Source organism: Janthinobacterium sp. 1L-D-8-B-C4, assembly GCF_057291295.1.
The window spans coordinates 61999-87519 of sequence record NZ_JBXAVX010000005.1 but is presented as its reverse complement, the minus strand read 5'-3'; the positions used below and the strand labels follow the sequence as shown (position 1 = coordinate 87519).

Here is a 25521-nt window from a genome sequence, read left to right as displayed (position 1 = left end):
AAATATACCTGAAACACCACAAAATGTTGGTTTAATCAGTACGCCAGGCGGGCCTGGCGCCGCCGGAGCGGCCGCCGGCCGCGTTACAATACGGGGTTTGCAACTGAATACAGAAAAGGTGTGCCGTGAATTTCATCGATAAATTATCAGCCGCGTGGACGGCCAATCATTCCCTGCTGTGCGTGGGACTGGACCCGGACTTGGCCAGGCTGCCGGCCGAACTGCGCGACGCGCCCGATGGCATCACCACCTTTTGCACGCGCATCATCGACGCCACGGCCGACCTGGCCTGCGCCTTCAAGCCGCAGATCGCCTATTTTGGCGCGCTGGGCGCGGAAAAGCAGCTCGAAGACATCTGCCGCTACCTGCGCGAGCACTATCCGCATATTCCGCTGATCCTCGACGCCAAGCGCGGCGACATCGGCGCCACCGCGACCCAATATGCGCGCGAAGCGTTCGAGCGCTATGGCGCCGATGCCGTTACCGTCAACCCCTACATGGGCGAAGATTCGCTCGATCCATACCTGGCGTGGCCGGACCGCGGCGTGATCATCCTGTGCCGCACCTCGAACCCGGGCGGCTCGGACCTGCAGTTCCTCGACACCGACGGCGTGCCCCTGTACCAGCGCGTGGCGCGCCTGGTGGCCGAGAAATGGAACAAGAATGGCCAGTGCGCGCTGGTGGTGGGGGCCACCTTCCCTGAAGAACTGGCGCAGGTGCGGGCGATTGTCGGCGACATGCCGCTGCTGGTGCCAGGCATTGGCGCCCAGGGCGGCGACATCGCCGCTACCGTCGGCGCGGGCCAGACGGCAAACGGCATGGGCATGATGATCAGTTCCTCGCGGGCCATCATCTATGCCAAGCCGCAAGACGGAGAAGACTGGGCCGACGCGGCGCGGCGCGTGGCAATTGAAACGCGCGATGCGATCAATGCGCATCGCTCATTGTAAGCTGTACCATGAAAAATGCCGGGCTTGCCCGGCATTTTTCATTCAGTCACGCTGTGGCGCGACGATTTCGGCATAATCGTACAGTTCCCCGAGAATCTCCTCCCCCCGCTCATCGACCGATTCCGACAAGGTATCGATTTCCGTAAACAGCATCTCGATGGTGCGGGCACCGGCTTCGCCGTCGAACAATCGGGCGGCGCGGTGCTCTTCCCAGCGTGCGCTTTCCGCTTCGCTCAGGGTCTGCGGGAAGTTGCGCGCGCGGTAGCGAAACAGCAACTCCTGCAAGCGCTCGTCACTGAAGGAAGGGCGGGCGCTGGCCAGTTTTTCTGGCGTCTCGCGGCGCAAGGAATCGAGCACGCGGCGGTCGTCGTTGCTGACAAAGCCGTTGTACAGGTCTTCATCGACGTCGGCACGGCCTTCGGCGGGGCGCTTGAACACTTCAGCCCAGATGGCGTCCATGTTCGGCGCGCCGGCCGCCAGGCGGCCGTTTTCCAGCGCGGCAGCAATATCGATGCCCCATTGCGCAGCCATCGGCGGTGACAGGGTTTTCAAGTTGCCCACCAGCATGGGTGACTTGTTCAGATGCACGCTTTTCACGGGCAGGCGCGTCATGCCTTCGAGCATGGCGTCGGTGCGCGTGAACAATCGCGTGCGGATGGTGTCGGCATCCAGCGTGAACAGCTCGCTTGGGTCGTACTGGCAATCCCATACCAGGATTTCATTCTTGTTGGAAGGGTGCGTGGCCAGCGGCCAGACCACGCCGATGCAGCCGCGCTCGGCCGGGAACATGCCCGACACGTGCAGGAAAGGCTGGCGCTGGGCGGCGGCCAGGTGCATGCCCATTTCGCTGGCGACCTTGTCTTTCTTGTGCAGCGCCAGGCAGAAATCGAACAGTTTTGGTTGTTTCTCCTTGATCAGGCGGGCCAGCGCGATGGTGGCGCGCACGTCGGACAGCGCATCGTGCGCCGCTTCATGGAGCAAGCCGTTAGCCTTGCTTAAATGCTCGAGCTTGAAACTGGTCTGGCCATCGTCGCGCTTCGGCCAGGAAATCCCTTCGGGACGCAGCGCATGCGTCATGCGCACCACGTCGAGCAGGTCCCAGCGGCCGCAATGGTTTTTCCATTCGCGCGCATATGGGTCGATCAGGTTGCGCCAGAACAGGAAGCGCGTTACTTCATCGTCGAAACGGATGGTGTTGTAGCCCACGCCGATGGTGCCCGGCTCCGAAAAGGCCGCTTCGATGGTGGCGGCGAACTGGTGTTCGGGCACGCCTCGCGCCAGGCATTGCTGGGGCGTGATGCCGGTGATCAGGCACGATTGCGGGTCTGGCAGGAAATCATTGGCAGGCTGGCAATACAGCATGATGGGTTCGCCGATTTCGTTCAGGTCGGCGTCGGTGCGGATGGCCGCGAACTGGGCCGGCCGGTCACGGCGCGGCTGCACGCCAAAGGTTTCGTAGTCGTGCCAAAGAAAAGTCTGGTTTGTCATTGGTGGTGCTTGCATGGTGTGCGGCGAAAAAAGTCGCCGCTTCAGTTTTCGGAATTCTTGCCGATATTACCAAAGAGAGGATCAGCTGTACTGCGCATTCTCGCATGGAGTCAACCATTGTCCGTCCAAGGAGGCTTATCGTGTCACTTCCCATCGCCGCAAGCGGCAATTCCGCCAGTTCCGTCAGCAATACCGGCAATATCACCACCGGTGTCACCGGCAAGGACGACAAAGTCAAGCAGGCCGAAGGCAGCACCGCCCAGATGAGCGTCAACGACCGCTCGAAACTGCAGCTGAACGCCGCCATTTTGCAGGCGTCCATGAATGTATCGATCAGTTCGCAGAATGATCCGCTGGCGCTGGTCTACAAATCGGCCATCACCAGCATCAACGAAGCGCTGCAGGCCGATTTTGGCGACGACGCCGTGCAAAACGCGGCATCGCAGGACAATAGCGCCGAAGCGACCGCGAACCGGATTGTATCGCTGTCGACCGGCTTTTTCGAGGCGTTCAAGAAGCAGAACCCCGGCATGGACAACGATGCCGCGCTGGAAAAATTCATGGGCACCATTTCCGGTGGCATGGAAAAAGGCTTTTCGGAGGCGCGCGACATCCTGAAGGGCTTGAATGTGCTGCAAGGCGATATCGCCGGCAATATCGACAAGACCTATGAGCTGGTGCAGAAAGGCTATGCCGATTTCGTCGCCGCGCATTCCAGCAAGAAGGCCGACACGGCGGCTTGAGCTTACACCGCAACGCGGTTGCGGCCGGCATCCTTGGCGCGGTACAGCGCCGCATCGGCCGTGGCGATCAGGCCATGCTCGTCCTGGCATTGCGCCAGGCTGGCCACGCCGAACGAGCCCGTGATATGGGGCAAGGGACAGCGCAGATCCTCGAAAATGACCGCCTGCCGCATGCGCTCGCACAGGCGTTCGGCCACCAGCAGCGCCAGGTGTTCATTGGTGTCGGGCAAAATAACCATCAATTCCTCGCCGCCATAGCGCACCGCAAAATCGGTGGGGCGCAAGGCCGCACCCACCACCTGGGCGGCGATGCGCAGCGCCTGGTCGCCGGCCTGGTGACCGTGCTGGTCGTTGAAGCGCTTGAAATGGTCGAGGTCTATCATCAGCAGCGACAGCGGCGCGTCGCTGTCGTGCGCGGTGGTGATCATGCTTGGCAACAGATCATTGAGCCAGGCGCGGTTGTACAGGCCGGTCAGGCTGTCGACCATCGACAACTGGCGGTAGAACTCGCCCAGTTTCTGGCGCCGGCGCAGCAAGGCATTGGCGGCGCGGATGCGAAACGACATCAATCGCAGCAGGTTGCGCGCCAGGCCGTTCGACTGTTCGATCAATTCCCACACCAGCACGGCGTCGATCACCAGCACATCGGTTTCTTCCAGCGCGGAAATGGCGGTCAGGTTGCTGGCCTCATCGAGCACCGATTGTTCGCCCACGCTTTCGCCGGGCAAGACTTTGCTGACGGTGCCGTCATCCATGCCGGTATAGGTATCTGCCGCCACCGCCAGCGAGCCGCGCAGCACGATATACAGGCAGGCGCCGCTGTTGTCGCCCAGTGCTTCGCCCGCTTCAAGCCGCAGCACCGGGCAGTGCGCCAGCATGGCCGCCGTGGTGTCATCGGCGGCGGCGGAAAACAGCTGAAGATCGCCGATATTGCAGCCCGAAGCGCCAAAATTGCCGATTTTTTCCACGATATGCTTTCCAGAGACGACCCCGCGCAAGCGGCGGGACGTGCGCATCATCATAGCGTAAAGCGTTCTTGGGAGTAATAACTATGGTTGATTTGAAAGCACAACCCACCACTTTCATGAAAGTGTGTGGCACAAAAGCAAAGGCAGCCTTGATCGGCTGCCCAGGTCTCATATGAAAAACGGGGGATTATTCGGCGGCTTCTTCGACGTCCGCCGTGTCATTCACGGCGTGCTTGCCGGTGGCGTGGCGTTTGCTGTCTTGCAGGCGGCCCAGGGCGCTGTCGATCGCGCGTTTCAGTTTGTCGGTAGCGCCGCTGACCGACTGGTGCACCGAAGCATTCTGCTCGGTGACGGCGATCGGCTGGTAGCCAGCGATGCGCGCTTCCATTACGCAGCGAATGTCGTCGGCGCCGCCTTTCGGGCCATTGGAGTCGCTAAGGTGGACTTCAATGCGGGTGATGTTGTCGCGGAAACGGCTCAGGGCTGTTTCCAGTACGGATTGCACATGTTCGTTCAGTCCAGCGTTGTTGGCGATGGTGCTGTCGGTTTGAATATTGATTTGCATATGCTATCTCCTGTCAATTCGAAAAAAACCCAACACGGGCGTCATGCTGTGCCCGGTCATTGCGGCAGCTTTGCCAGTCAATGCCCGTTGCATGAGACTTATCTTACTCCTGTTTGCCGGAATTCAAGGGCGCGGCACAATTAAGCCGGGCTTAACGGTTCAGCCAGGTCAAGTTTCTAATTGTTGATCAGGCCGGCTGCGATATTGATCGACAGTCCCAGTACCACCAGGTTGAAGAAAAAGCTCAGCACCGACTGGCCCAGCACGATCTGGCGCATGGTGCGCGTCTGCACCGTCACATCCGAGGTCTGCACGGCCACCGCCAGGGTGAAGGCGAAATACAGGAAATCCCAGTAGTCGGGGTCCTGCTCGTCATCGGGAAACTTCAAAGGTCGGCGGTCGGCTTCGGCGCGGTAATACAGGTGGGCATAGTGAAAGCAGAACAGGGTGCCGACCAAAAACCAGGAGCCGACCAGGGTCAGTATCGTCAGCGCGTAGTGCAGGCTGCGCTGTTCCTCGTCCATGCCCTTGATCGACGACAGCTGCGAAAAGATGGCGATCAGGCTCATCACGGAGGCCACCGACAGCGCGCACAGCACCATGGCGGCCCGTTCATCCTGGAGCTTGGCCATCTGTTTCACCTTGTGATGGTTGGCGCGCATCATCATCGCGCCCATGGTGAACAGATACAGCCAGACGGCGATATTCCACGCCGTCAGCACGCGTGTCATCGCGGCCCAGCTTGAAGGCAGCAGCACGCCGGCCGCCACGCCGATCACGATGGCCAGGCTCAGGTGGGGGCGGCTGCGGACAAAGCCGTGGAAGGGCAGCGGTATGTTCATGGAAACTTCAGCAGAGTGGACAATAGCGCATGGTAGTCCTTAAGCCGGCTTGCCGCTTGCCGTTTTGGCGGCCTCTTCCTTTTCATGGTGGGGGAAGCGGTCCATGCGCGACAGCACCGGGAACAGCACTGCCCAGATGCCGGTGACGGCGAGGGTGGCGGCGCCGCCGAACAGCACCGCGCGCACCAGGCCGAACCAGCCGGCCGTGACGCCGGACTCGAATTCGCCCAGTTCGTTCGAGGCGCCAATAAAGACGGAGTTGACGGCGCTGACCCTGCCGCGGATTTCATCGGGGGTTTCGTACTGCACCAGCAGGTGGCGGATATAGACGCTGACCATGTCGCCGGCGCCCATCAGGAACAGCGCCACCAGCGCCACCAGGAAGGTGCCGGTGGAACCGAGCACGATGGTGCCCAGGCCGAACACGGCCACGCCGCCGAACATCCAGGCGCCGACCCGGCGCGTGATCGGGTGAAAGGCCAGCAGCACCGAGCACAGCGCCGCGCCCATGCCGGGCGCCGTGCGCAGCAGGCCCAGGCCGGTCGGGCCGATATGCAGCACGTCGTGCGCCAGCGCCGGCAAGAGGGCGGTGGCGCCGCCGAACAGCACCGCGAACAGGTCGAGCGAAATGGCGCCCAGCATGATGGGGCGCGACCAGACAAAATGCAGGCCTTCGAGCAGGGTCGACCAGCTGACCGGCTCGCGCTTGACGATCTGCGGCGCTGGCGTGGTGGCGCGCATCAGCAGCACCGACAGCACCAGCAGCGCCGACGAGATCAGGTAGACCACCTTCGGCCCGAAAATATACAGCAGGCCACCCAGGGTGGGGCCAAGGATGATGGCGATATGCGAGCTCGACGAACTGAGCGCCAGTGCCTGGCTGAAACTCTCCTTCGGCACCATGTTGACCAGCACCGCCTGGGTGGCCGGCATCATGAAGGCGCGCGCGCTGCCGAACAGCACCAGCACGGCAAACACCGGCCAGACCACGGACAGGCCGGTCATGGTGAACCCCAGCAGCGCCAGCGCGCAGGCCAGTTGCGCCGTCAGGCACCAGGCGATGATGTTGCGGCGGTTGTAGCGGTCGGCGATATGGCCGGCCGGCAAAATCAGCAGCAGGAAAGGCGCGAACTGTGCCAGGCCGATCAGGCCCAGGTCGAACAGGCTGCCCGTCATCTGGTAGACCTGCCAGCCGATGGCCACACTTTGCATCTGCACGGCCAGGGTGCCCAGCACGCGGGCGGACAAATAAAATGCGAAATTGCGGTGGCGCAGGACACTGAAGCCATTGCCGGATATTGCTGTGGACATGAAAGCTTTCCAGGGTGAAGCAGGGGGAGGGCCGGGCGGCGCGCCGCCCTGCGCTCCGGACGGCATTATTTGGCCAGGTCGGCCTCGGTGGTAAAGGCGTCGGCGTAAAACTCTTCTTCAGGCAGGCCACATTGCTGCACGAAATCGCGTTTGGCCGAATCGACCATTACCGGTGCGCCGCAGGCATACACCTGGTGGCCGGACAGGTCGGGCAGGTCAGCGATGACCGCCTGGTGCACGAAGCCGCTGCGGCCTTGCCAGCCATCTTCCGGCAGCGCATTCGATACCACCGGCACGTAGGTCAATTGCGGCAGGTCGGCCGCCCACTGGCGGCACAGGCCATCCATGTACAGATCGTGCGGACGGCGCGCGCCCCAGTACAGGCTGATCGGGCGCGTGGAGTGCTCATGGATCATGTGCTCGACGATGGCTTTCAAGGGTGCAAAGCCGGTACCCGAGGCCAGCAGCACTACAGGCTTGTCGGAGTCGTCGCGCAAAAAGAAGGTGCCCAAAGGACCCTCGAAGCGCAGGATGTCGCGCTCCTTCATGGTGCCAAACACCTGGTCGGTGAACAGGCCGCCGGGCAGGTGGCGGATATGCAGGGTGACCGGGCCGCCGTCCTGCGGCGCGCTGGCCATGCTGTAGGAACGGCGCTTGCCGTCGCGCAGCATGAATTCGATATACTGTCCGGCGCGATACTGAAGGCGCTCGGCAGCCGGCAATTGCAGGGTCAATACCATCACGTCGGGTGCGACTTTTTCCAGCGTGGTCACGCGCGATGGCATTTTCTTGATCGGGTAGTCGCTGCTGCCGGCCACTTCGCGCGCCTCGATGACCAGATCGGCGCTGGTGGTGGCGCAGCAGAACAGCGACATGCCGGCCGCTTCTTCTTCCGGCGTCAGGGCGCGCTGCTGGTGCGCCTTGTGCTGTACGCTGCCGGACACGACCTTGCCCTTGCAGGAACCGCAGGCGCCGTTCTTGCAGCCGTAAGGCAAGCCGACGCCGGCGCGGATCGCCGCCGCCAGCACGGTTTCGTCCGCTTCGCAGCTGAATTGGTGGCCGCTGGGCTGAACAGTAACTTGAAAAGTCATACAATCCTTGAGATGAAAAATATGTTAAAGCATTCTTTGCGCAAACCGTTGGGCCTGCCGCGCCTGCTGATACTGGGCTGTGGCGATGTCGGCATGCGGCTGCTGCCCCTGCTGGGCGCGCGTTTTCGCGTGTTTGCCGTCACCAGCCAGCTTGAGCGCTGTGCCGAACTGCGGGCCGCCGGCGCCATCCCCATCGTGGCCGACCTCGACGACCGCGCCAGCCTGCGCAAGCTGGCCGGCATCGCGCCCTGGATCGTGCACCTGGCGCCGCCGCAGTCGAGCGGCCTGCTGGACCGGCGCACGCGCAATCTGGCCGCCATTTTACCTGAGCATGCGCGCCTGGTGTATGTGAGTACCAGCGGCGTGTATGGCGATTGCGGCGGCGCGCGGATCGATGAAACGCGCACGCCGGCGCCGTCGAATGCGCGTGCGCGGCGCCGCCTGGACGCCGAGACCGTGCTGCGCGCCTGGGGTGCGCGGCGCGGCGCGCGCCTGGCGATTCTGCGCGTGCCCGGCATTTATGCGGCCGACCGCCTGCCGCTGAAACGCTTGCGCGAAGGCACGCCGGCGCTGCTTGACGCCGACGATGTGTACACCAACCATATCCATGCCGATGACCTGGCCAACATTGTGCTGCACGCGTTGTGGCGCATGCAGGCGGGCGGGCGCGTGTACCACGCCAGCGATGACAGCGACATGAAGATGGCGGCGTATTTCGATGCGGTGGCCGACGCCTTCAGCCTGCCGCGCCCGCCGCGCCTGCCGCGTGAAGCACTGCAGCAGATGGTCACGCCGATGCTGCTGTCGTTCATGTCCGAATCGCGGCGCCTAGACAATGGCCGCATGAAGCGCGAACTGGGCGTGCGCCTGCGCTACCCGCGCGTGGTCGATGCATTGCAGTTACTGACAGACGGCAGGGCCGGCATCAGTTAAAATACGCGGTTGTTTTCGCACTTTCCACAGGCCGGGGAACTTGCCCAGCCTGTTTGCCGCGCGCCTGATTACCTAAGGATCACCATGACTACCCTGACCTACGAAGCCTTCCTCGACGAAGTGACCACCGTCCTGACGGAACTGTATGACCTCGATGACGAAGCTGCCATCAAGCTGGTCATGGCGGCGCAGGACGCCGAATTTTTCGTGCCGCATGACGACCACGAGGCCATGCGCACGGTGGAGCAGGCCAGGAAAGACGCCGTCACCCTGTTCGAGCGCAAGCAGAACCGCCAGCAAACGCAGGAAAAGCAACAGCAGCGCGTGCGTCAGAAGAACAAGTAAGGCGGGCAAGGGGCGGCAGTGGCGCTGCAACTGGCTTGCAGGCATGGCCGCCTCCATTTTTCTGAAAATGGAGGGCCGGCAGCAAAGTATGTTGTTTTGAGTTATCCTTTAGCACATTCCAAACGCGCAAATTCTCTTCAATTGTCACATTTTTGCTTCTAGTTAAGCAAAAATCAACAAATAAGTGTATTATATTGTCTGTCGGCTAAAAGCCGCACAAGCAATGGCGCTTTTTAGTGTGTTGACCCTGAATTAGCGCAAAAGCGACGACCAGTCTTTTTTTGCCTTAATACAACAAGTACGGATTTCTCACCATGTCTCTCAAACAAATTACCTCTTTGCCTACCTATAACCCTAACCGCGTGCTCGATGCCATCATCGACAAGCTGCAACTGAAAAACGACGCTGCCCTGTCGCGTGCGCTGGAAGTGGCGCCACCGGTGATCAGCAAGATTCGCCATAACACCCTGCCGATCGGCGCCACCATCCTGATCCGCATGCACGAAATCAGCGACTTCAGCATTCGCGAACTGCGCGAACTGATGGCAGCCTGAGCCTGCCAGACAGACGGCAAACTGAGAGCTGCCGTCTGGGTTTCAAACAGGTTTGCCGCGTGCGGCAGCCAGCACGGTGAATCCGCCGTCAGCCTTTAAGCATTTTCCTGGCGCAATACCGGCCTGTCGATATAGAAACGCTTCACGTCCCCATCGGCCAACGCTGCGGTCGACGTCGCCACCAGCGCCGCGCCGAGCGAAGCTGGCGCGCTGGAAAACGCCGTCACCGCCCCCGTTGCCCGTCCCGAATACGCCGCCTGCACCGCGCGGCCCGAATAAGCTGCCGCCTGTACGGCACGTCCCGAATAGGCTGCCTGCACGGCACGGCCCGAATAGGCTGTTTGCACGGCACGGCCAGAATACGCCGCCTGCACCGCTCTTCCTGAGTACGCTGTTGCGGCGCGCACATAGTCTTCGCCGAAGGTCTGTTCATACAACTGCTTCATGCGCTCGCCCACGCGCTGGTGCGCCGCTTCGTCGTCTTCGCCGCGCAGGCCGATATATGGAAAGTGGTGCAGGAAGTAGCCGAACACCTGTTCGCAGTCTGCCGCGTATTTCAGGGTGTCGAGGATATGGTAGTGCCAGAAGGTGTCGACATCCATCAACGGCGCTGTTTCCTCTTCCGGGAACTGCTTCATCAGGATCAGGAAGCGCCGGTATTCGAACTCCACCGCATTGGCCTTTTCCAGGCTCCAGCCTTCGCCCGACTCGCGGTGCATCAGTTTGACTTTGATTGCGTCCAGATTCAGATCTGCAATTGCCTTGAAATCGATGTTCGTATCCATGAATATCCTTAAAAAGTGTCATTGGAAAAACTGCGCAGAGGGTGTGGCGGGATGCGGGCTGGTCGCGGGACTCCTGGGAAAATTCAGTTAGGAAACCGTTAATATTGCATTGAATCGGGCTCAGCGCAAGCTGCTGCAGCCGCCTGGCGAAGCCATGTAGCTTGCATCTTGATAGTGACTAGAGTGCGCTTACCGAAACGAAAAGTCTTGCGTGCCGGCGACCAGCGGCACAGTCACCTGCACGCTCATGCCCGCGCCGGGACTGCTGTCGATCAGGAAAGTACCGCCGAGCAGCTTGATGCGCTCCTCGATGCCGACCAGGCCGAAGGAGCCCTGCTTGTTGCGCCCGTCGGCGCCGGCCCCCACGCCATTGTCGCTGACGGTCAGCGCGACGCTGTCGTGGTATTTTTCCAGCTTGATCTGTACCCGGCTGGCGTTGGCATGCTGCGAAATATTGCTCAATGATTCTTGCAGGATGCGGAACAGGGCGGTGGCGCACTGGTCGCTCACGTTGATCTCGCCATGGCTTTCGCTGATTTCGCAAGCGATGCCGGTGCGTAGCCGGAACTGCGCCGCCTGCCACTCCACGGCGGCGTTGACACCCAGGTCCAGCACGGTGGGGCGCAAGTCGTTGATGATCTGGCGCACGCTCTTGATGGTGGCGTCGATCTGGCGCAAGGTCGAGCGGGCACGTGCATGCAGGCGCGGGTGGCGCTGCTGCGTGCGCGAAGCGAGCATGTCGGCGTCGATCCGCAATACCAGCAAATTCTGCCCCAGGTCATCGTGGATTTCGCGCGCGATGCGCTTGCGTTCTTCTTCCTTGATATGGTCGGCGTGGGCGGCCAGGCGGCGCAGCTTCTGGTGCGATTGCTGCAGGCGCAACTGGCTGGCGCGCAGTTCGTCGGTCATCACGGTGGCCATGCGGATGGCGCGCAGGCGCGACGACGCGAGCGTGTGGAACACGGTATAGAGCAGCATGCTGCCGGTAAAGCCCACCAGCAGGGCCAGCCAGGGCAGATACGTTTCGAACGGCGTGTACAGGTCGCTCTTGCGCACGCTGAACTGTGCTTGCCAGACACGGCCGTTGTAGTCGATCAGCATGGTGCTGCTCAGATACTTGCGCGAGCCGGCCATCTGCCACCAGTGCGGCTGCCTGCTGGCCGTCGTGCTGTCGAAGAGGGGACGGGTCTCGCGCGCCAGGGGCTGCGGTTCGGTGGCCTGCGTGCCGATATCGAACAGGGTCAGGCGGACATTTCGCACCGGCATCGCGGCCAGCACGCCGCGTATCATCAGCGCCAGGTCGTAGCCGAGGCCCACCGAGCCCTGGTAGGCGGCGCGGCGTTCCTGCACCGTGCCAAGCGGCATGTCGTTGCGGTAGACGGGCAGGCGCATGGCCATGCCGGTCAGTTGTGGACGGCCGGGCATCGGCACGGGCAGGCCCGAATTGCTGATCTCGCCCGAGTCGCGCGACTGCGCCAGCACCTCGGCGACGCTCGGGCGCACGGCGATGTCATGGCCATATTTTTCCGGTGCGCTGGAGATCGGTTCGATATATACCAGCACGGAATACCAGTCGCGCGGCCCCGGCGGGTCGATGGCAAAGGCGGGGTAGCCGTCGCGCCCTTCGGGATAGTCGCGTTGCATGGCCGCTTCGAAAGCGGGGCGCCTGGCTTCGTCGAGCCACTGACAATAATTGAGATTCATCACGCCGGGAAAGTTTTTCCGCAAGTCCAGGTGGCTTACATAAGCGCGGAATTGTTCGCGGCTGACCTGGTCACTGGCACGGAACAGGCTGGCCGCACCGCGCAGCAAATCGGTATACGACTTGACGCGCATATTGATATTTTGTTTGGTGGAATGTGCCAGGCTGTCGAACAGCACGCGCGCATCGTTGTCGATCGACATCGATGCCGCCATATGGAACAACAGGCCGACGAACAGCGACAGCAGGCAACTGAGCAGCCAGAGCGGCTTTTTTTCAGGTGTTCGCAGGCTCTCGCCATTGGCATCAGCAGGCATGGCAATCCGCATCGGAGGTGGTATCGGGCGGCGCGGCCTGCGATGCGCCAGCGTCAATAAAATTGTAAATTATTCAATCACTCCATAATATACAAAAATTCTCGCGTGATAGTCAAATGCAATATTTTTGATCAAATAAACTGCGATCAAAACAAAAAAAACCGCCGTAGCGGTTTTTTGTTGTGCAAGCGGCAGCTTACTTCGTTGCCTGCCAGCTGTCTTTCAGGGTGACGATGCGGTTGAACACCGGTTTGCCGGGCTGGCTGTCGACCCGGTCGGCGGCGAAGTAGCCATGGCGCTCGAACTGGAAGCGCTGTTCCGGCAGCGCCAGTTCCGCGCCCGGTTCCAGCCACGCCTGCACCACTTCCTTGGCCAGCGGATTCAGCGCCAGCTTGAAGTCCTTGCCACCCGCGTCCGGCTGCGGATCGGTAAACAGGCGGTCGTACAAACGTACTTCGGCGGCAATCGCCGTCGGCGCGCTGACCCAGTGCATATTGCCCTTGACCTTGTAGGTGGAGCTGCCTTCGGTGCCCGATTTGCTGTCCTCGAAGTAATTGCAATGGACCGCGATGACCTTGCCGTTTTCGTCCTTGTCGTAGCCGGTGCACTCGATGACGTAACCGTAGCGCAGGCGCACCCGGCTGCCCGGCTTGTCGGCGCTCGGCGGATACAGGCGGAAGTAACCCTTGTTCGGCACTTCCATGAAGTCGTCTTCCTCGATCCACAGCTCGCGCGTGATCGGGAAAGTGCGCAGGCCGCGCTCGGGGAAGTGCGGGTGCACGGGCGCCGTGCATTCCACGCTTTCGCCTTCAGGGAAGTTGTCGATGATCAGTTTCAACGGGCGCAGCACGGCCACCGTGCGCGGCGCCTTCGGATCGAGGTCTTCGCGCAAACAGCCTTCAAGCACGCTGTAGTCGATCCAGCCGTCGGACTTGGTCACGCCGGTGCGTTCGCACATCAGCTGGATCGCTTCCGGCGTGTAGCCGCGGCGGCGCATGCCCACCAGGGTCGGCATGCGCGGGTCGTCCCAGCCGTCGACGATCTTTTCTTCCACCAGCTGGCGCAGCTTGCGCTTGCTGGTGACGATATAGGTCAGGTTCAGGCGCGAGAATTCATACTGGTGCGGCACCGGCCTGGCGAAGAAGCCGCCATCGGACAGGGTCGCCAGCAGCCAGTCGTAGAACGGGCGGTGATCCTGGAATTCCAGCGTGCAGATCGAATGGGTGATGTTTTCCAGCGCGTCCGAGATCGGGTGCGTGTAGTCGTACATCGGATAGATGCACCAGGCGTCGCCCGTGCGGTGGTGGTGCGCATGGCGGATGCGGTAAATGGCCGGGTCGCGCAGGTTCATGTTGGGCGAACTCATCGCGTCTTCGCTCACTTTTGCGCGCAAGATATGTTCGCCATCCTTGAACTGGCCCGCCTTCATGGCGCGGAACAGCGCCAGCGATTCCTCGGCAGGGCGGTTGCGGAATGGCGAATTCTTGCCGGCCTGGCCAAAGTTGCCGCGGTTGGCGGCCATCTCTTCGGCGCTCTGGCTGTCGACATAGGCAAAGCCGGCCGTGATCAGGTATTCGGCCATCGCATACAGCTGGTCGAAATAGTCGCTGGCATAGTGCAGATGGCTCTGGCCATCGGCTTCTTTCGGTTCCCAGTCAAAGCCCAGCCATTTCACGCTGTCCATGATGGTGTCGACGTATTCCTGCTCTTCCTTGGCCGGGTTGGTGTCGTCGAAGCGCAGGTTGCACTGGCCGGCGTAGTCGCGCGCCAGGCCAAAGTTGACGCAGATCGACTTGGCGTGGCCCACATGCAGGTAGCCGTTCGGCTCCGGCGGGAAACGCGTGATCACCTGCGGCAGGCCAGGGCGCACGTGGGCGCCAGCGGACAGGTCGGCTTCGATGATGTTACGCAAAAAATTGGGCGCCAGCGCCGGTGCGGCGGTATTCGGATTATCGTTGCTCATTGATCAATGCTGGAAGAGTGACAGTAAAGAGCATTTTACCGTACCGCCGCTTCTTTTTCCGGGGCAATTTTCAGCCGGAAAGCAGCGTGGCAGCGACGCGCAGGCCGTTCTATAGGATAATCGTACTTTAATTTGCAAAAAACGTGCCTCCGGAGCCTGCCATGGAAAATTTATACAACGTCCTCGGTGTCGCCCCCAATGCCAGCGACGACGAGATCAAGAAGGTCTACCGCTCGCTGGCGATGCGCTTTCACCCCGACCGCAACCAGGCTCCCGGCGCCGAGGCGCGCTTCAAGAGCGTGACCAAGGCGTATGAGATCCTGGCCGATCCGGCCAAGCGCGCCGAGTACGACCAGAGCGTCAACCACCGCATCATCATCGATCCGGAAGCGGAAGCCTATGCCTTGTGGAGCGGCGTGTTCCGCCTGCACGGCACCGTGCTGCCAGCCGACTGAGACCGCGCGGCCGCGGCCGCATACCCTGAAAACAACACCAACGGCGCTTTCATCGACCAGCGCCGCGCATGATATTTGGAAAGCACATAATGAGAAGAGTACACCCCGAATTTGCCTATCAGTCGCGTGAACTGGAAGGCCAGATCGAAGGCATCCTGGGCGATCCGCCGAACCGCAAGAACTACAAGAGCATGGTCGACGCGCTGGTTGGCGAATACGCCAGCGGCGGCGGCATCGAAGACGTCAACATGCTGGCCTTCGCGCTGGTCGACCATATCACCTTCAGCGACCCGAAGGGCCTCCTGGCCGAAAGCGAAGACTACGAATTCGGCGACAACGCCAGCGTGTTTGCGATGGCTTCCTGCGCCGCACCGGAAGCGGCCAAGATGTACGCCGCCATCGAAGAGAGCTTCCCGGACCTGGCGCGCCAGGCCATCATCACGGCCTTTTTGCACAAGAACCCGCGCCTGTGGGACGACGACGACCAGTCGCTCGATCAATTGGCCGCCAATGACGACGGCGACGACGATCATGACGACGACCAGGCAACCGACGATTTCGCCCAGATGTTTGACCAGGATGGAGATGACCATGGCCGATAATATTGAACAAAAGAGCAATCTTCCCGCGCTGACGAAACAGGTGACCGAGCTGGTGCTGTCCGGTTCGCTGGGCCACGCCGAGCAGGCGTTTGCCGACGCCGCCGACCAGTACGGCGACCTGGCCGTGGTCGAAGTGCTGAGCGCGATTCCACCGCAGGTGACCGCGCTGCACCTGGCCGGTTTCGACGGCGGCAAGATGTCGCTGGCGACCCTGCTGGTGCCGCCAAAGGCCTGGGCCGACAGCCTGGCCTTTATCGCCGCCACCTGGAGCGACGACCAGATCGAGGACGACCCGGAACGCATCGCCGAGTCGCTGTTCGCGCATATCCATGGCGTGGTGTTTTCCACCGACGACCTTGAGCGCCGCCGCGAACTGTTGCTGGAAGCCTCGGCCACCGACTGGGGCGCCACCGCGTTCGCCATCCTGTTCTCGATGGCGCCGAAGGAGATCCTCGAAGTGGCGGGCGAGATCGTCATCAAGGGCCCATACGTGACGGGCGTGACTTCGTCGGACAACGACGTCGTGCCGCTGGCGATCGAACTGGCGCAGGCCAATGAAGACGGCTGGGACCGCTCGCTGTTCGAACTGTTTCCCGACTTCCGCCACAGCGCCGACCTGGCCGACGCCGAATACACGGACGACCCGGACGAAGAGCCGACGATTTTGCAGCGCAGTACCAAGGAATTGCTGTACCGCCTGCGCAAGCAAGTGCCGAGCACGCGCAGCGCGCCACGCGCCGGTGCGCGCCGCAGCCTGGGCACCGGTATTTTCTCTTGATCGAAGCGAGGAATTATTGATGCTGCCAGCAATAGTTGTAGAAAACCTGCCGCGCCTGGTGCGCGCCATCAAGCTGCTGCCGGGCGACCCACGCGAGGATGTGGCGTTGAACCTGGCCGACGAACTGACGGGCATCACGGCCATGGTGGCCGAGAAGTTCACCAATGAGCGCACGGCCGATGGCATCCAGAAGGCCTTGTACCTGACCGTGGGCTGCGTCTCGCTGGGCCTGGAAAACGCGCTGCACCTGGAAAGCGACCAGGCCGCGCTCGACTTCCTGGTCGAGCATGGCGCCGAACACGCGTTCCAGGTCGGTTTTCGCCTGATCAAGGAATTATCGCAGCTGCCCGAAGACGCACTGGTGGGCGAATACGACCAGGATCCGGTCTACCTGCAGCGCCGCCTGCGCGAGCTGTTCATCGACATCTGCCAGGCCGACCCGAACCAGAACTGGTCCGGTGCCGAAAAATACGCGCTGCAGCTGCAGCAGCGCAAGGAAGTGCAGGCGGTGGTACGCCTGGCCAACTGGCTGCGCCGCCACCATGATCATGGCCCCGTCAGCGACAGCGATTTGAATGCCGAGGGCGTGATCGCGCTGGCCATCATCTTCGCCATCGAAGGCGGCGGGCGCATCATGGCGCGCACCGGCCAGAAGGAGTTCGAGCGTTTCGTGCGCTCGGTGCGCAAGAACAAGCCGGACTTCGAAGAAGGCTGGGCGGCGCTGGTGGCCAAGGTGCCGGTGCAGCATCATCCGGTGCTGCTGGAGCGCATCGAATCGTACCGCCGCAGTTGCACCGTGGTGCATAAAATCCTCACGCGCGCCAGCATGAAAAGCCTGTTCGAGGACCTGGAGAATTATGCGGGGTCGGAACTGGATGCGGATTATTCGTAATCCAACGCTGTTGTCGGATTACGCGGCGTGCCGCCGCTAATCCGACCTACGCAGGTGCCATATTGCACTCGTAGGTCGGCTTAGCGCAGCGTAAGCCGACACCGGCGTATATCAGATCACGCCGGAAACCCCACTTTTTGTGGCCACAGATTATTAAAAGCGTGGATGCTCACTGCGCCATACAATCCAGCCTTGGTAAACGGCTCGTTGGCCAGCCAGCTTTCAGCGGCGGCGCGGTCGGGGAAATCGATGGCCAGCAGGCTGCCGATCATGGTCGCGCCGTCGTCGCTGGTCAGGGGGCCCGCAAAGGCCATCCGTTCGGCCTGCAGGCCCAGGTAGGCCTTGTGTTCGGGCCGCACCCTGGTGCGAATATGGCCGCTATCGGGCTTGTCGGTCAGGTGAAAAACAAAGATCATACGTTCGCTCCAGTGCTTATCAATTATCAGGGACTTCATTCTATGACAGAACAGGACAGGCGAAAGGCGCTGCTGCGCTTGTCCGGACTGCTGGCGGCTGGCGCCGCGCTGGTGCTGCCGCAGGCACGCGCGCACGATGGCCCGCTCAGCGAACATGCGGCCATCGTCCCGGCCAGCCGCGATACCTTGACCGTGGTCGGTCCATGGGAGCTGACGGGGCTGGAACCGTCGCGCGGCGGCTATATGTTTACCCGCATGCAAGTGACGCAGACCCTGCTTGACGCCGATGACCAGGGCCGGCTGCTGCCGGCTGTCGCCAGCGAGTGGGAAGTATCGAACGATGGCCTGGAATGGCGCTTCTTCATCGAACAGGGCCGGCTGTTTCACGATGGCTCGCCACTGACGGCCGGCACCGTGCTCGCTTCCTTGAAACGCGCGCTGGCCGCGCCAGGCGTGTTGCGCCTGGCCCGCATCCGCGCCATGGCGGTGTCGCGCGGCGCCATTCTGGTGACCCTGGCGCAGCCGTATGCGCCGCTGCCCTTTTTATTTACCCACTCCGGCACGCAGATACTCGCGCCGTCGTCGTATGGCGCGGACGGCCGCGTGCTGCGCATCGTTGGCAGCGGCCCGTATGCCATCACCGCCATCTCGCTGCCGCAGCAATTCGACGTGGCGTTTTTCGAACAGTGGCGCGGCGCGCCGCCTGCGGTGCGCCGCGCGCGCTATATCAGCGTCTCGCGTGCCGAAACGCGGACTCTGATGGTCCAAAGCGGCCAGGCCGACCTGGCCTTTTCGCTCGACCCGCCCAGCATCCGCCGCCTGCTCAACGACAAGAACGTGCAACTGGTGGCGGCGCCCCTGCCGCGCACCACTTTTTTGAAACTGAATGCCGCCCATCCGCTATTGAACGATGTGCGCGTGCGCCGCGCCATCAGCCTGGCGCTGGACCGCAACGGCATTGCGCGCGCGCTGCTGCGCGACGATGACCTGGGCGCGAGCCAGCTGTTTCCACCGGCGATGGCCTTGTGGCACCAACCGGCACTGGCTCCGTTGCGCAGCGATCAGGCGGCCGCCCGCGCGCTACTGCGCCAAGCGGGCTTTCTGCCCGGCGCCGACGGCATCGTCCGCCGCAATGGCCGGCGCTTCGAAGTCAACCTGATGACCTTTGTCGACCGCCCCGAGCTGCCGCTGATCGCCACCGCGGTGCAGGAAGAACTGCGCCAGGTCGGCATCGCCGTCAAGGTCGTGGTGGGCAATTCCAGCGATATCCCGGCCGGCCATCGCAGCGGCGCATTGGAAATCGGCCTGGTGGCGCGCAACTTCGGCAGCTTGCCCGACCCGGTCGCCACCCTGGCCGACGATTACGGGACAGGCGGGGGAGACTGGGGCGCCATGGGCTGGCACAGCGCGCCGTTGACGGACGCGCTGGCACGGCTGTCGAATGGCGGCGTGCTGGCCGGCAGCGCGCAAGCGGCCGCCTTGCGCGCCAGCGTTGCGCGCGAACTGCAGCAGGGCCTGCCCGTGATTCCCGTCGTCTGGTACCGCCAGACCATGGCGGTGTCGCGCCGCGTGGCGGGTGCCAGCATTGACCCGTTCGAGCGCAGCTACCGTATTTCAGCATTGACCTGGAAGGCCGCATGAAAACGATATTCAAAGCGCTGATACAAGCACTATTGGTGGCCCTGCTGGTGGGTACCTTGTGCTTCTTCATGACGCGCATGCTGCCCGGCGACACCGCCTACCGCATTGCGGCAGGCCGCTATGGCTACGAGATGGTCGACGCGGCCGCCGCGCAGGCCGTGCGCATCGAGCTGGGGCTGGACCGGGCGCCGCTGGCCGCGCTGGCCGACTGGTGGAGCCGGCTGCTGCGGCTGGACCTGGGCGTGTCGCTGGTCACCGCGCAGCCGGTCATCGATGAAATCCGCATGCAACTGGGCCAGACCCTGCGCCTGTCGTTGATGGCGGTGCTGCTGTCGCTGCCGCTGGGGCCCTTGCCGGGCGTGCTGGCCGGCTTGCGTCCGGGCGGCTGGTTTGACCGCATCAACCTGGCGCTGTCGGTGTTGCTGCGCGCCTTGCCGCCGTTCGTGCTGGCGCTGCTGCTGGTGCTGGCGTTTGCGGTGCAGCTGCGATCGCTGCCGGCCGCCGGCCACGCCGACCATGGCAGCTTGCTGCTGCCGGCATTGACCTTGGCGCTGGGCCTGGCGGCGGTGTCGTCGCGGGTGGCGCGCGACGCCATGACGGCTGTGCGCGCGTCCGGCTATTACGCTTTTGCGCTCAGCAAGGGCCTGCGTGCCAGCGACGCCTTGCTGCGCCATGGCGCGCGCAATGTCGCCACGCCGGTGGTGGCTTACACGGCCGTGCAACTGGTGTACCTGGTCGAAGGCGTGGTGCTGGTGGAAACCATCTTTGCCTGGCCCGGCATCGGCCACGCGCTGGTGCACGCCATCTTCGCGCGCGACGTGACGATGATACAGGGCACGGCGCTGGTGCTGGGATTGCTGTTCGTGCTGTTCAACTGCGTGGTCGACCTGGCCTGCGCGGCGCTCGACCCGCGCGCGAGGCGCGCATGAAGCGCTTTGGGCTGGTGCTGCTGCTGGCGATCACCGGCTTTGCCGTTTTCGGCCCGGCGCTGGTCGGCATCGACCCGGCCAGCCAAAGTCTTTTGCGCTTCCTGGAAACGCCGAGCCTGGCCCACCCGCTGGGCCTCGATCACCTGGGCCGCAGCATGCTGGCACGCCTGGCCCATGGTGCCCAACTATCCCTGGCGATGGCGGTGGTGAGCGTCTTGAGCGCGGCCGTGCCGGGCACGGTGCTGGGCGTGCTGGCGGCCTGGCGCGGGGGATGGCTGGATCGCATCCTGAGCGCACTGGCCGACGCCGTGCTGGCCTTGCCGGGGCTGTTGCTGGTACTGCTGCTGGCCGCGTTTGCGCCGGGCCAGTTCTGGCCTTTGTACGTGGGCATTTCGCTGGCCTTTTGGGTCGAATATTTTCGCGTCACGCGCAGCGCCAGCGCGCTGCTCCTTGGTGGGCCGCAGGTCGAAGCGTCACGCTTGCTGGGCTTTGGCCCGCTGTATATCGTGCGCCGCCACCTGGCGCCGGTGCTGTTGCCGCGCCTGGCGACCCTGATGCGTTTCGGCTTTGGCGGCGCCGTGCTGGCGATGGCGGCGCTGGGGTTTATCGGCGTCGGCCTGCAGCCGCCCACGCCCGAACTGGGCGTGATGATGATTGAACTGCTGCCGTATTACAGCGAAGCGCCGTGGCTGGTGGGCGCGCCGGTGGCACTGCTGTTTTTAACCATGCTGGGGCTGATGCTGATCGGCGACACCCATGAGTGAGTTTTTCCTCGACGTGGCGGATCTGCACGTGTTTGACGCCGCCAGCGGCAAGCCGATTGTCGCTGGGGTGAGCCTGCGCGTGGCGTCCGGCGGCGTCTTGACTTTGCTCGGCGAAAGCGGTTCGGGCAAGTCGCTGCTGGCGCAGGCCATCATGGGCACGCTGGCCCACGGCCTGCGTGCCGAAGGCGCCATCAACATCGATGGCCAGTTGTCTGACGCGGCCGATCAGCCAGCGCGGCAGCGCCTGTGGGGCCGCGCAGTGGCGCTGCTGCCGCAGGAGCCGTGGCTGGCGCTGGACCCGACCATGCGGGTGCAGCAGCAGGTGGCGGAAACGCATGAACTGGTGGCGGGCAAGAGCGCCGGCCAGTCGCGCGAGGCGGCGCTGCGCGATCTGCAGCAGCTGGGAATGAACGATGCGGCGCGGCTTTATCCGCACCAGATCTCGGGCGGCATGGCGCAGCGCGTGGCCTTTTTGGCCACCCATGCGGCCGGCGCACGCCTGTTGATCGCCGATGAACCGACCAAGGGCCTTGACAGCGGCAAGCGCGGCGAGATCGTTGCCATGTTGCGTGCCGCGCAAGCCGAGGGCATGGCGTTACTGTGCATTACGCACGACGTTTGGCTGGCGCGCGCGCTCGGTGGCGAGATCGCCGTGATGCTGGACGGCTTTGTCATCGAGCAGGGCAGCGCTGAAAAACTGCTGGCGCAGCCCGCGCATGCTTATACGCGCGCACTGCTGGCAGCCGATCCGGCAAGCTGGCCGGTGCGCCCGGCCGAACACGCGCCAGGCGAGATCGTCGCACGCGTCGACAAGGTCGCAAAGTTGTTCGGCAAGCGGTGTCTGTTCACCGGCGTCAGCGTTGATCTGCGTCGCGGCGAGGTGCTTGCCATTACCGGCGAGAGCGGCGCCGGCAAGACCACGTTCGGCAATCTGCTGCTGGGATTATTGCGGCCCGATGCGGGTAAGGTCACGCGGGCAGCCGGCCTGCCGCGCACTGCGTTCCAGAAGCTGTACCAGGACCCGGCCGCCGCGTTTGCGCCCACGCTGACCTTGCGCACGGCGCTGTCCGATGTGCTGGCGCTGCACGGCTTGCGCTGGGATGCGGTGGCGCCGCTGCTGGCGCGCCTGCGGCTCGGCGCCCAGTTGCTCGACCGCCTGCCGTCGCAGGTGTCGGGCGGCGAACTGCAGCGCTTTGCGCTGGCGCGCGTGCTGCTGCTCAAACCCGTTTTGATCTTTGCCGACGAACCGACCTCGCGGCTCGATCCCGTCAGCCAGCAGGAGACCCTGGCCCTGCTGCTGGAAGTGGCCGGCGACAGCGGCTGCGCCGTGCTGCTGGTGACGCATGACGCCGAGATTGCGCGGGCGGTGGCGCAGAGACGGATTGAGTTGCAAAATAGGTGAGATGTAATCTCTTTAACCCAACGGCAGAAAAGGGCCGGGGTTGATGGTACAAAATCAGACCATGCTAATCTCCATCCCCAGCAGCGCCGCCCCCAGGCATTTTCCATGCGCGTCCAGCGCCAGCGAGCGCGTCACGCCGCCGCCCAGCGCCTGCTGCAGCACGAAGTTCAGCGCGCCCAGTTGCGGCAGTTCGTAGCGGGTGACGCTACCGTGAACCACGCCCTCGAAATGCTTGCGCACGCGCTCGGGCGTTACCTCGCGCAGCAGTAGTGCGTAATCGTTGCGGTCGTAGGCGATCAACGACAGGTTCGAAATATCGCCTTTGTCGCCGGCGCGCGCATGGGCCAGTTCGCGCAGTGTGATGGTGCTCATTCAGTGCTCCCCGAAATGGATGGTGGTGTGTACCGCGCTGGCGTCGACCAGGGTGGCGCGCACGGCCACCACGGCGCGTGCCGATTTGGTCGCGCCGCCACCGCCCGATGGCCCGCAGGTATACAAGGTTTCAACTTCATTGCCGATGCGCGCCGCTTCCTGCAAGCTGGCGGTGCGGCCCGTCACGCGCAGCCGCACTTCGTACGGTTCGCCGTGCTCGCCGGAGAGCTGCGCACCATGGATGGCGTTCATGCCGATCAGGTCAAAACGCAGTTCCTGCGTCTGCACGCCGCACAGTTGCAGGCGTTCGGCAACGATGGCTTGCGCCAACTGCGCGCGCGCCACGGCGCCGGGGCCGGCATACGATATCTGGCCCTCGCCGATATGGCTGTCCAGGTAGCCCAGGGTCACTTTCAGCAAGCCGCTTTTCGGCTGGCCAGTGGCGCCCGTGATGGCCACGCGGTCGGGGCCAATCTGCTGCATCGCCACGTTTGAAAAATCGGCCACCACGTCCGGCGTCAGGTACGCGGCCGGGTCGTGGATTTCATACAGCAGCTGTTCGGTGCAGGTGGCCACCGTCACGCAGCCGCCGGAACCGGCTACCTTGGTGATGACGACGCTGCCATCCTCGGCTACTTCGCCAATGGGAAAGCCGAGGCGCGCGAGGTTGGCCACATCCTTGTAGCCGGGATCGGCAAAATAGCCGCCGCTGACCTGGCCCGCGCATTCGAGCAGATGGCCGGCCAGGGTGCCCTGGCCCAGCTTGTGCCAGTCGTCCATGGCCCAGCCGAATTCGTGGATCAATGGCGCCAGCACCAGCGCCGGATCGGCCACCCGGCCCGTGACGATCACGTGGGCGCCTTGCGCAAGCGCGTCGACCAGCGGCTGCGCGCCCAGATACGCATTGGCCGACAGCAGCCGCTCCTGCAACTGGGTGACGGGCACACCGGTGTCGTCGAGGTAGTCGCCGCCGGTTAGCAGGTCCAGCACATCGTCGCCGGTAATCGCCGCCACTTTCAAGTGCGGCAGGCCCAGTTCGCGGGCGATGGCGCGGATGGTCTCGGCGGCCGCCAGTGGATTGGCCGCGCCCATATTGGTCAGGATGCGCACGCTGTTCTCGCTGCACGGGCGCAGCACGGCGCGCATGCGATCGACCAGCAGCGGGTCGTAGCCTTGTTGCGGGTCCTTCATCTTCGCCTGCTGGGCCAGCGCGATGGTGCGCTCGGCCAGGCATTCGAAGATCAGATAATCGAGTTCGCCGCGCTCGGCCAGTTCCACGGCCGGCTCGATGCGGTCGCCGGAATAGCCGGCGCCGGCGCCGATGCGGATGGTTTTCATGCTTGCTCCTTTGAGTTGGCGCTGCTTACAGCGGAAAGATGCCCAGCACGATGCAGCTGATGGTCATCACGATCGACGCGGCAAACAGGTATTTGAAGGTGTATTTCTGGTGGTCGGCCAGGTCGATGCCGGCCAGGCCGGCGACCAGGAAGGTGGCCGGTGTCAGCGGGCTGACGGGAAAGCCGGTCGTCATCTGCCCCAGCAGCGCCGCCTGCGCTACCTGTACCGGTTCCACGCCCAGCATCTTGCTTACTTCGGCCACCACCGGCAGCACGCCGAAGTAGAAGGAATCGGGGTCGAACAGCATCGACAGCGGCATCGACAGCACGCCCAGCACGGCCGGGATATGCGAGGCCATTTCGGGCGGCACGAAGCCGACCGCCGTCTTGGCCATGGCCGACAGCATGCCGGACTTGTTCATGATGCCGGTAAATACCCCGGCGGCAAACAATATGCTGGCCATCAAGAGCGCCGCCTTGGCGTGTGCGTCGATACGGGCGCGCTGCATGTCGGCGTTCGGGTAGTTGATCATCAGCGCCAGCACCACGCCGATCATGAACATCACCACCGGATCGACTTTGCCGCTGATCATCACGCCCAGCACGATCACCGTCAGCACGATATTGATCCAGAAGTTTTTCGGCCGGCGGATCGCGCGTTCGTCGTCCGTCAGCTCATGCATCTGCACGAAGCCGGCCGGTGCGCCGGTGGTGAGGCCCAGGCGGACTTCCTCCTTGCGGCCCAGGTAGTAGGCCACGCCGAACACGAATGCCAGGCCGATCAGCTGGACCGGAATCAAGGGCATGAAAATCTCGCTGACCGGAATATGCAGCGCGGCCGAGGCGCGTATCATCGGCCCGGTCCACGGCAAAAAGTTCACGCCGGCTGCCAGCGAGGCCACACACGCCAGGATGCGGCGGTCGATGCCGAGCCGCGTGTACAGCGGCAGCATGGCCGGGATGGTAACGAGGAAGGTGACGGCGCCCGAGCCGTCGAGGTGGATCAGCAGCGCCAGCAGCGCCGTGCCGGGCACGATGCGGCTGGGGCGGCTGCCCACCACGCGCAGGATGGCGCTGATGACCGGATCGAGCATGCCGGCGTCGGTGACGATGCCGAAGAACAGGATGGCAAACACGAACATGCCGGCCACCGGCGCAATATTGGTGATGCCGGAAACGATGAATTTTGAGGTTTCCATGCCGAAGCCGCCGATCAGGGCGGCGATGATCGGGATGGTAATCAATGCCACCAGCGGCGACATTTTCTTGGTAAGGATGGCGGCCAATAAAATGGCGATGGTGCACAGTCCGAGCAGGGCCAGCATGGGTTTGTCTCCTGAGGTTTTGGTGCCCGTCTATGCGGGGTTTGATGCATT

Annotated in this window: 26 protein-coding genes; 13 read left to right on the top strand and 13 right to left on the bottom strand. The window is 63.2% G+C overall.

What is annotated here, in order from left to right; all coding sequences use genetic code 11:
* Nucleotides 1–125: 125 nt before the first annotated feature.
* The gene (pyrF, locus tag AC0Z42_RS10990; RefSeq protein ID WP_485468256.1) at nucleotides 126–950 is read left to right on the top strand and encodes an orotidine-5'-phosphate decarboxylase; all 825 of its coding nucleotides are present in this window, start codon (nucleotides 126–128) and stop codon (nucleotides 948–950) included.
* A gap of 42 nt (nucleotides 951–992) precedes the next feature.
* On the opposite strand, the gene sbcB is transcribed toward pyrF, so the two are convergent.
* Nucleotides 993–2438, bottom strand: coding sequence for an exodeoxyribonuclease I (gene sbcB, locus AC0Z42_RS10985; RefSeq protein ID WP_485468255.1), 1446 nt, complete (start codon nucleotides 2436–2438; stop codon nucleotides 993–995).
* A gap of 140 nt (nucleotides 2439–2578) precedes the next feature.
* Between sbcB and AC0Z42_RS10980 the strand changes: the two genes are divergently transcribed.
* Nucleotides 2579–3181 (top strand): DUF5610 domain-containing protein, encoded by a 603-nt coding sequence (locus tag AC0Z42_RS10980; RefSeq protein ID WP_485468254.1) that lies wholly within the window; start codon nucleotides 2579–2581, stop codon nucleotides 3179–3181.
* Between the two features lie 2 nt (nucleotides 3182–3183).
* On the opposite strand, the gene AC0Z42_RS10975 is transcribed toward AC0Z42_RS10980, so the two are convergent.
* The 5 genes from AC0Z42_RS10975 to AC0Z42_RS10955 all read right to left on the bottom strand — a co-directional run bounded on the left by AC0Z42_RS10975 (nucleotide 3184) and on the right by AC0Z42_RS10955 (nucleotide 7958).
* The gene (locus AC0Z42_RS10975) at nucleotides 3184–4149 is read right to left on the bottom strand and encodes a GGDEF domain-containing protein (RefSeq protein ID WP_485468253.1); all 966 of its coding nucleotides are present in this window, start codon (nucleotides 4147–4149) and stop codon (nucleotides 3184–3186) included.
* 187 nt (nucleotides 4150–4336) lie between these two features.
* Nucleotides 4337–4714: an HPF/RaiA family ribosome-associated protein gene (locus AC0Z42_RS10970; RefSeq protein WP_485468252.1), complete on the bottom strand. Its 378-nt coding sequence runs from the start codon at nucleotides 4712–4714 to the stop codon at nucleotides 4337–4339.
* A 176-nt stretch (nucleotides 4715–4890) separates the two neighbouring features.
* On the bottom strand, nucleotides 4891–5556 hold the full coding sequence (locus tag AC0Z42_RS10965; protein ID WP_485468251.1) for a DUF1345 domain-containing protein: 666 nt from the start codon (nucleotides 5554–5556) through the stop codon (nucleotides 4891–4893).
* 39 nt (nucleotides 5557–5595) lie between these two features.
* The gene (locus AC0Z42_RS10960) at nucleotides 5596–6867 is read right to left on the bottom strand and encodes an MFS transporter (RefSeq protein WP_485468250.1); all 1272 of its coding nucleotides are present in this window, start codon (nucleotides 6865–6867) and stop codon (nucleotides 5596–5598) included.
* A 65-nt stretch (nucleotides 6868–6932) separates the two neighbouring features.
* The gene (locus AC0Z42_RS10955) at nucleotides 6933–7958 is read right to left on the bottom strand and encodes a CDP-6-deoxy-delta-3,4-glucoseen reductase (RefSeq protein ID WP_485468249.1); all 1026 of its coding nucleotides are present in this window, start codon (nucleotides 7956–7958) and stop codon (nucleotides 6933–6935) included.
* Between the two features lie 12 nt (nucleotides 7959–7970).
* Between AC0Z42_RS10955 and AC0Z42_RS10950 the strand changes: the two genes are divergently transcribed.
* The 3 genes from AC0Z42_RS10950 (at nucleotide 7971) to AC0Z42_RS10940 (ending at nucleotide 9790) form a co-directional block, all read left to right on the top strand.
* Complete coding sequence (locus AC0Z42_RS10950; protein WP_485468248.1) at nucleotides 7971–8891, top strand: SDR family oxidoreductase; 921 nt, start codon at nucleotides 7971–7973, stop codon at nucleotides 8889–8891.
* Between the two features lie 84 nt (nucleotides 8892–8975).
* Nucleotides 8976–9236 (top strand): hypothetical protein, encoded by a 261-nt coding sequence (locus AC0Z42_RS10945; protein ID WP_485468247.1) that lies wholly within the window; start codon nucleotides 8976–8978, stop codon nucleotides 9234–9236.
* 314 nt (nucleotides 9237–9550) lie between these two features.
* Nucleotides 9551–9790 (top strand): hypothetical protein, encoded by a 240-nt coding sequence (locus tag AC0Z42_RS10940; protein ID WP_029496207.1) that lies wholly within the window; start codon nucleotides 9551–9553, stop codon nucleotides 9788–9790.
* Between the two features lie 95 nt (nucleotides 9791–9885).
* Here AC0Z42_RS10940 and AC0Z42_RS10935 read toward each other — a convergent pair whose 3' ends face one another.
* The 3 genes from AC0Z42_RS10935 to AC0Z42_RS10925 all read right to left on the bottom strand — a co-directional run bounded on the left by AC0Z42_RS10935 (nucleotide 9886) and on the right by AC0Z42_RS10925 (nucleotide 14557).
* Nucleotides 9886–10575: a glycine-rich domain-containing protein gene (locus AC0Z42_RS10935; RefSeq protein WP_485468246.1), complete on the bottom strand. Its 690-nt coding sequence runs from the start codon at nucleotides 10573–10575 to the stop codon at nucleotides 9886–9888.
* Between the two features lie 189 nt (nucleotides 10576–10764).
* Nucleotides 10765–12594: a sensor histidine kinase gene (locus tag AC0Z42_RS10930; RefSeq protein ID WP_485468245.1), complete on the bottom strand. Its 1830-nt coding sequence runs from the start codon at nucleotides 12592–12594 to the stop codon at nucleotides 10765–10767.
* A gap of 196 nt (nucleotides 12595–12790) precedes the next feature.
* Nucleotides 12791–14557 (bottom strand): glutamine--tRNA ligase/YqeY domain fusion protein, encoded by a 1767-nt coding sequence (locus AC0Z42_RS10925; RefSeq protein WP_485468244.1) that lies wholly within the window; start codon nucleotides 14555–14557, stop codon nucleotides 12791–12793.
* 161 nt (nucleotides 14558–14718) lie between these two features.
* Here AC0Z42_RS10925 and AC0Z42_RS10920 point away from each other — a divergent pair, with 161 nt between their 5' ends.
* The 4 genes from AC0Z42_RS10920 (at nucleotide 14719) to AC0Z42_RS10905 (ending at nucleotide 17284) form a co-directional block, all read left to right on the top strand.
* On the top strand, nucleotides 14719–15012 hold the full coding sequence (locus AC0Z42_RS10920) for a DnaJ domain-containing protein (RefSeq protein WP_094445626.1): 294 nt from the start codon (nucleotides 14719–14721) through the stop codon (nucleotides 15010–15012).
* Nucleotides 15013–15101: 89 nt separating this feature from the next.
* Entirely contained in the window at nucleotides 15102–15614 is a 513-nt protein-coding gene (locus tag AC0Z42_RS10915) for a hypothetical protein (RefSeq protein WP_436546851.1), read from the top strand.
* A 1-nt stretch (nucleotide 15615) separates the two neighbouring features.
* Entirely contained in the window at nucleotides 15616–16392 is a 777-nt protein-coding gene (locus tag AC0Z42_RS10910; RefSeq protein ID WP_485468466.1) for a hypothetical protein, read from the top strand.
* Nucleotides 16393–16411: 19 nt separating this feature from the next.
* Nucleotides 16412–17284, top strand: a complete 873-nt coding sequence (locus AC0Z42_RS10905; RefSeq protein WP_485468243.1) for a hypothetical protein — start codon at nucleotides 16412–16414, stop codon at nucleotides 17282–17284.
* A gap of 116 nt (nucleotides 17285–17400) precedes the next feature.
* Here AC0Z42_RS10905 and AC0Z42_RS10900 read toward each other — a convergent pair whose 3' ends face one another.
* Nucleotides 17401–17700: a YciI family protein gene (locus AC0Z42_RS10900; RefSeq protein WP_485468242.1), complete on the bottom strand. Its 300-nt coding sequence runs from the start codon at nucleotides 17698–17700 to the stop codon at nucleotides 17401–17403.
* Nucleotides 17701–17742: 42 nt separating this feature from the next.
* On the opposite strand from AC0Z42_RS10900, the gene AC0Z42_RS10895 reads away from it, so the two are divergent.
* The 4 genes from AC0Z42_RS10895 to AC0Z42_RS10880 are packed head-to-tail and all read left to right on the top strand — an operon-like array spanning nucleotide 17743 to nucleotide 22436.
* Complete coding sequence (locus tag AC0Z42_RS10895) at nucleotides 17743–19341, top strand: ABC transporter substrate-binding protein (protein ID WP_485468241.1); 1599 nt, start codon at nucleotides 17743–17745, stop codon at nucleotides 19339–19341.
* Complete coding sequence (locus AC0Z42_RS10890; protein WP_485468240.1) at nucleotides 19338–20270, top strand: ABC transporter permease; 933 nt, start codon at nucleotides 19338–19340, stop codon at nucleotides 20268–20270. The genes AC0Z42_RS10895 and AC0Z42_RS10890 overlap by 4 nt, the downstream gene beginning before the upstream one ends.
* Nucleotides 20267–21034, top strand: coding sequence for an ABC transporter permease (locus AC0Z42_RS10885; RefSeq protein ID WP_485468239.1), 768 nt, complete (start codon nucleotides 20267–20269; stop codon nucleotides 21032–21034). The genes AC0Z42_RS10890 and AC0Z42_RS10885 overlap by 4 nt, the downstream gene beginning before the upstream one ends.
* Nucleotides 21027–22436 carry an ABC transporter ATP-binding protein gene (locus tag AC0Z42_RS10880; protein ID WP_485468238.1) on the top strand — a complete coding sequence of 470 codons (1410 nt, stop codon included), beginning with the start codon at nucleotides 21027–21029 and terminating at the stop codon, nucleotides 22434–22436. Before AC0Z42_RS10885 ends, AC0Z42_RS10880 begins: the two co-directional genes overlap by 8 nt.
* A 54-nt stretch (nucleotides 22437–22490) precedes the next feature.
* Here AC0Z42_RS10880 and AC0Z42_RS10875 read toward each other — a convergent pair whose 3' ends face one another.
* Genes AC0Z42_RS10875 through AC0Z42_RS10865 form a run of 3 tightly spaced genes read right to left on the bottom strand, consistent with a single transcriptional unit; the run spans nucleotide 22491 to nucleotide 25470 of the window.
* Nucleotides 22491–22799, bottom strand: coding sequence for an AtuA-related protein (locus AC0Z42_RS10875; RefSeq protein ID WP_485468465.1), 309 nt, complete (start codon nucleotides 22797–22799; stop codon nucleotides 22491–22493).
* Between the two features lie 9 nt (nucleotides 22800–22808).
* Entirely contained in the window at nucleotides 22809–24146 is a 1338-nt protein-coding gene (locus tag AC0Z42_RS10870) for an acyclic terpene utilization AtuA family protein (RefSeq protein WP_485468237.1), read from the bottom strand.
* Between the two features lie 25 nt (nucleotides 24147–24171).
* Nucleotides 24172–25470, bottom strand: a complete 1299-nt coding sequence (locus AC0Z42_RS10865) for a CitMHS family transporter (RefSeq protein WP_485468236.1) — start codon at nucleotides 25468–25470, stop codon at nucleotides 24172–24174.
* Between the last annotated feature and the right edge of the window lie 51 nt (nucleotides 25471–25521).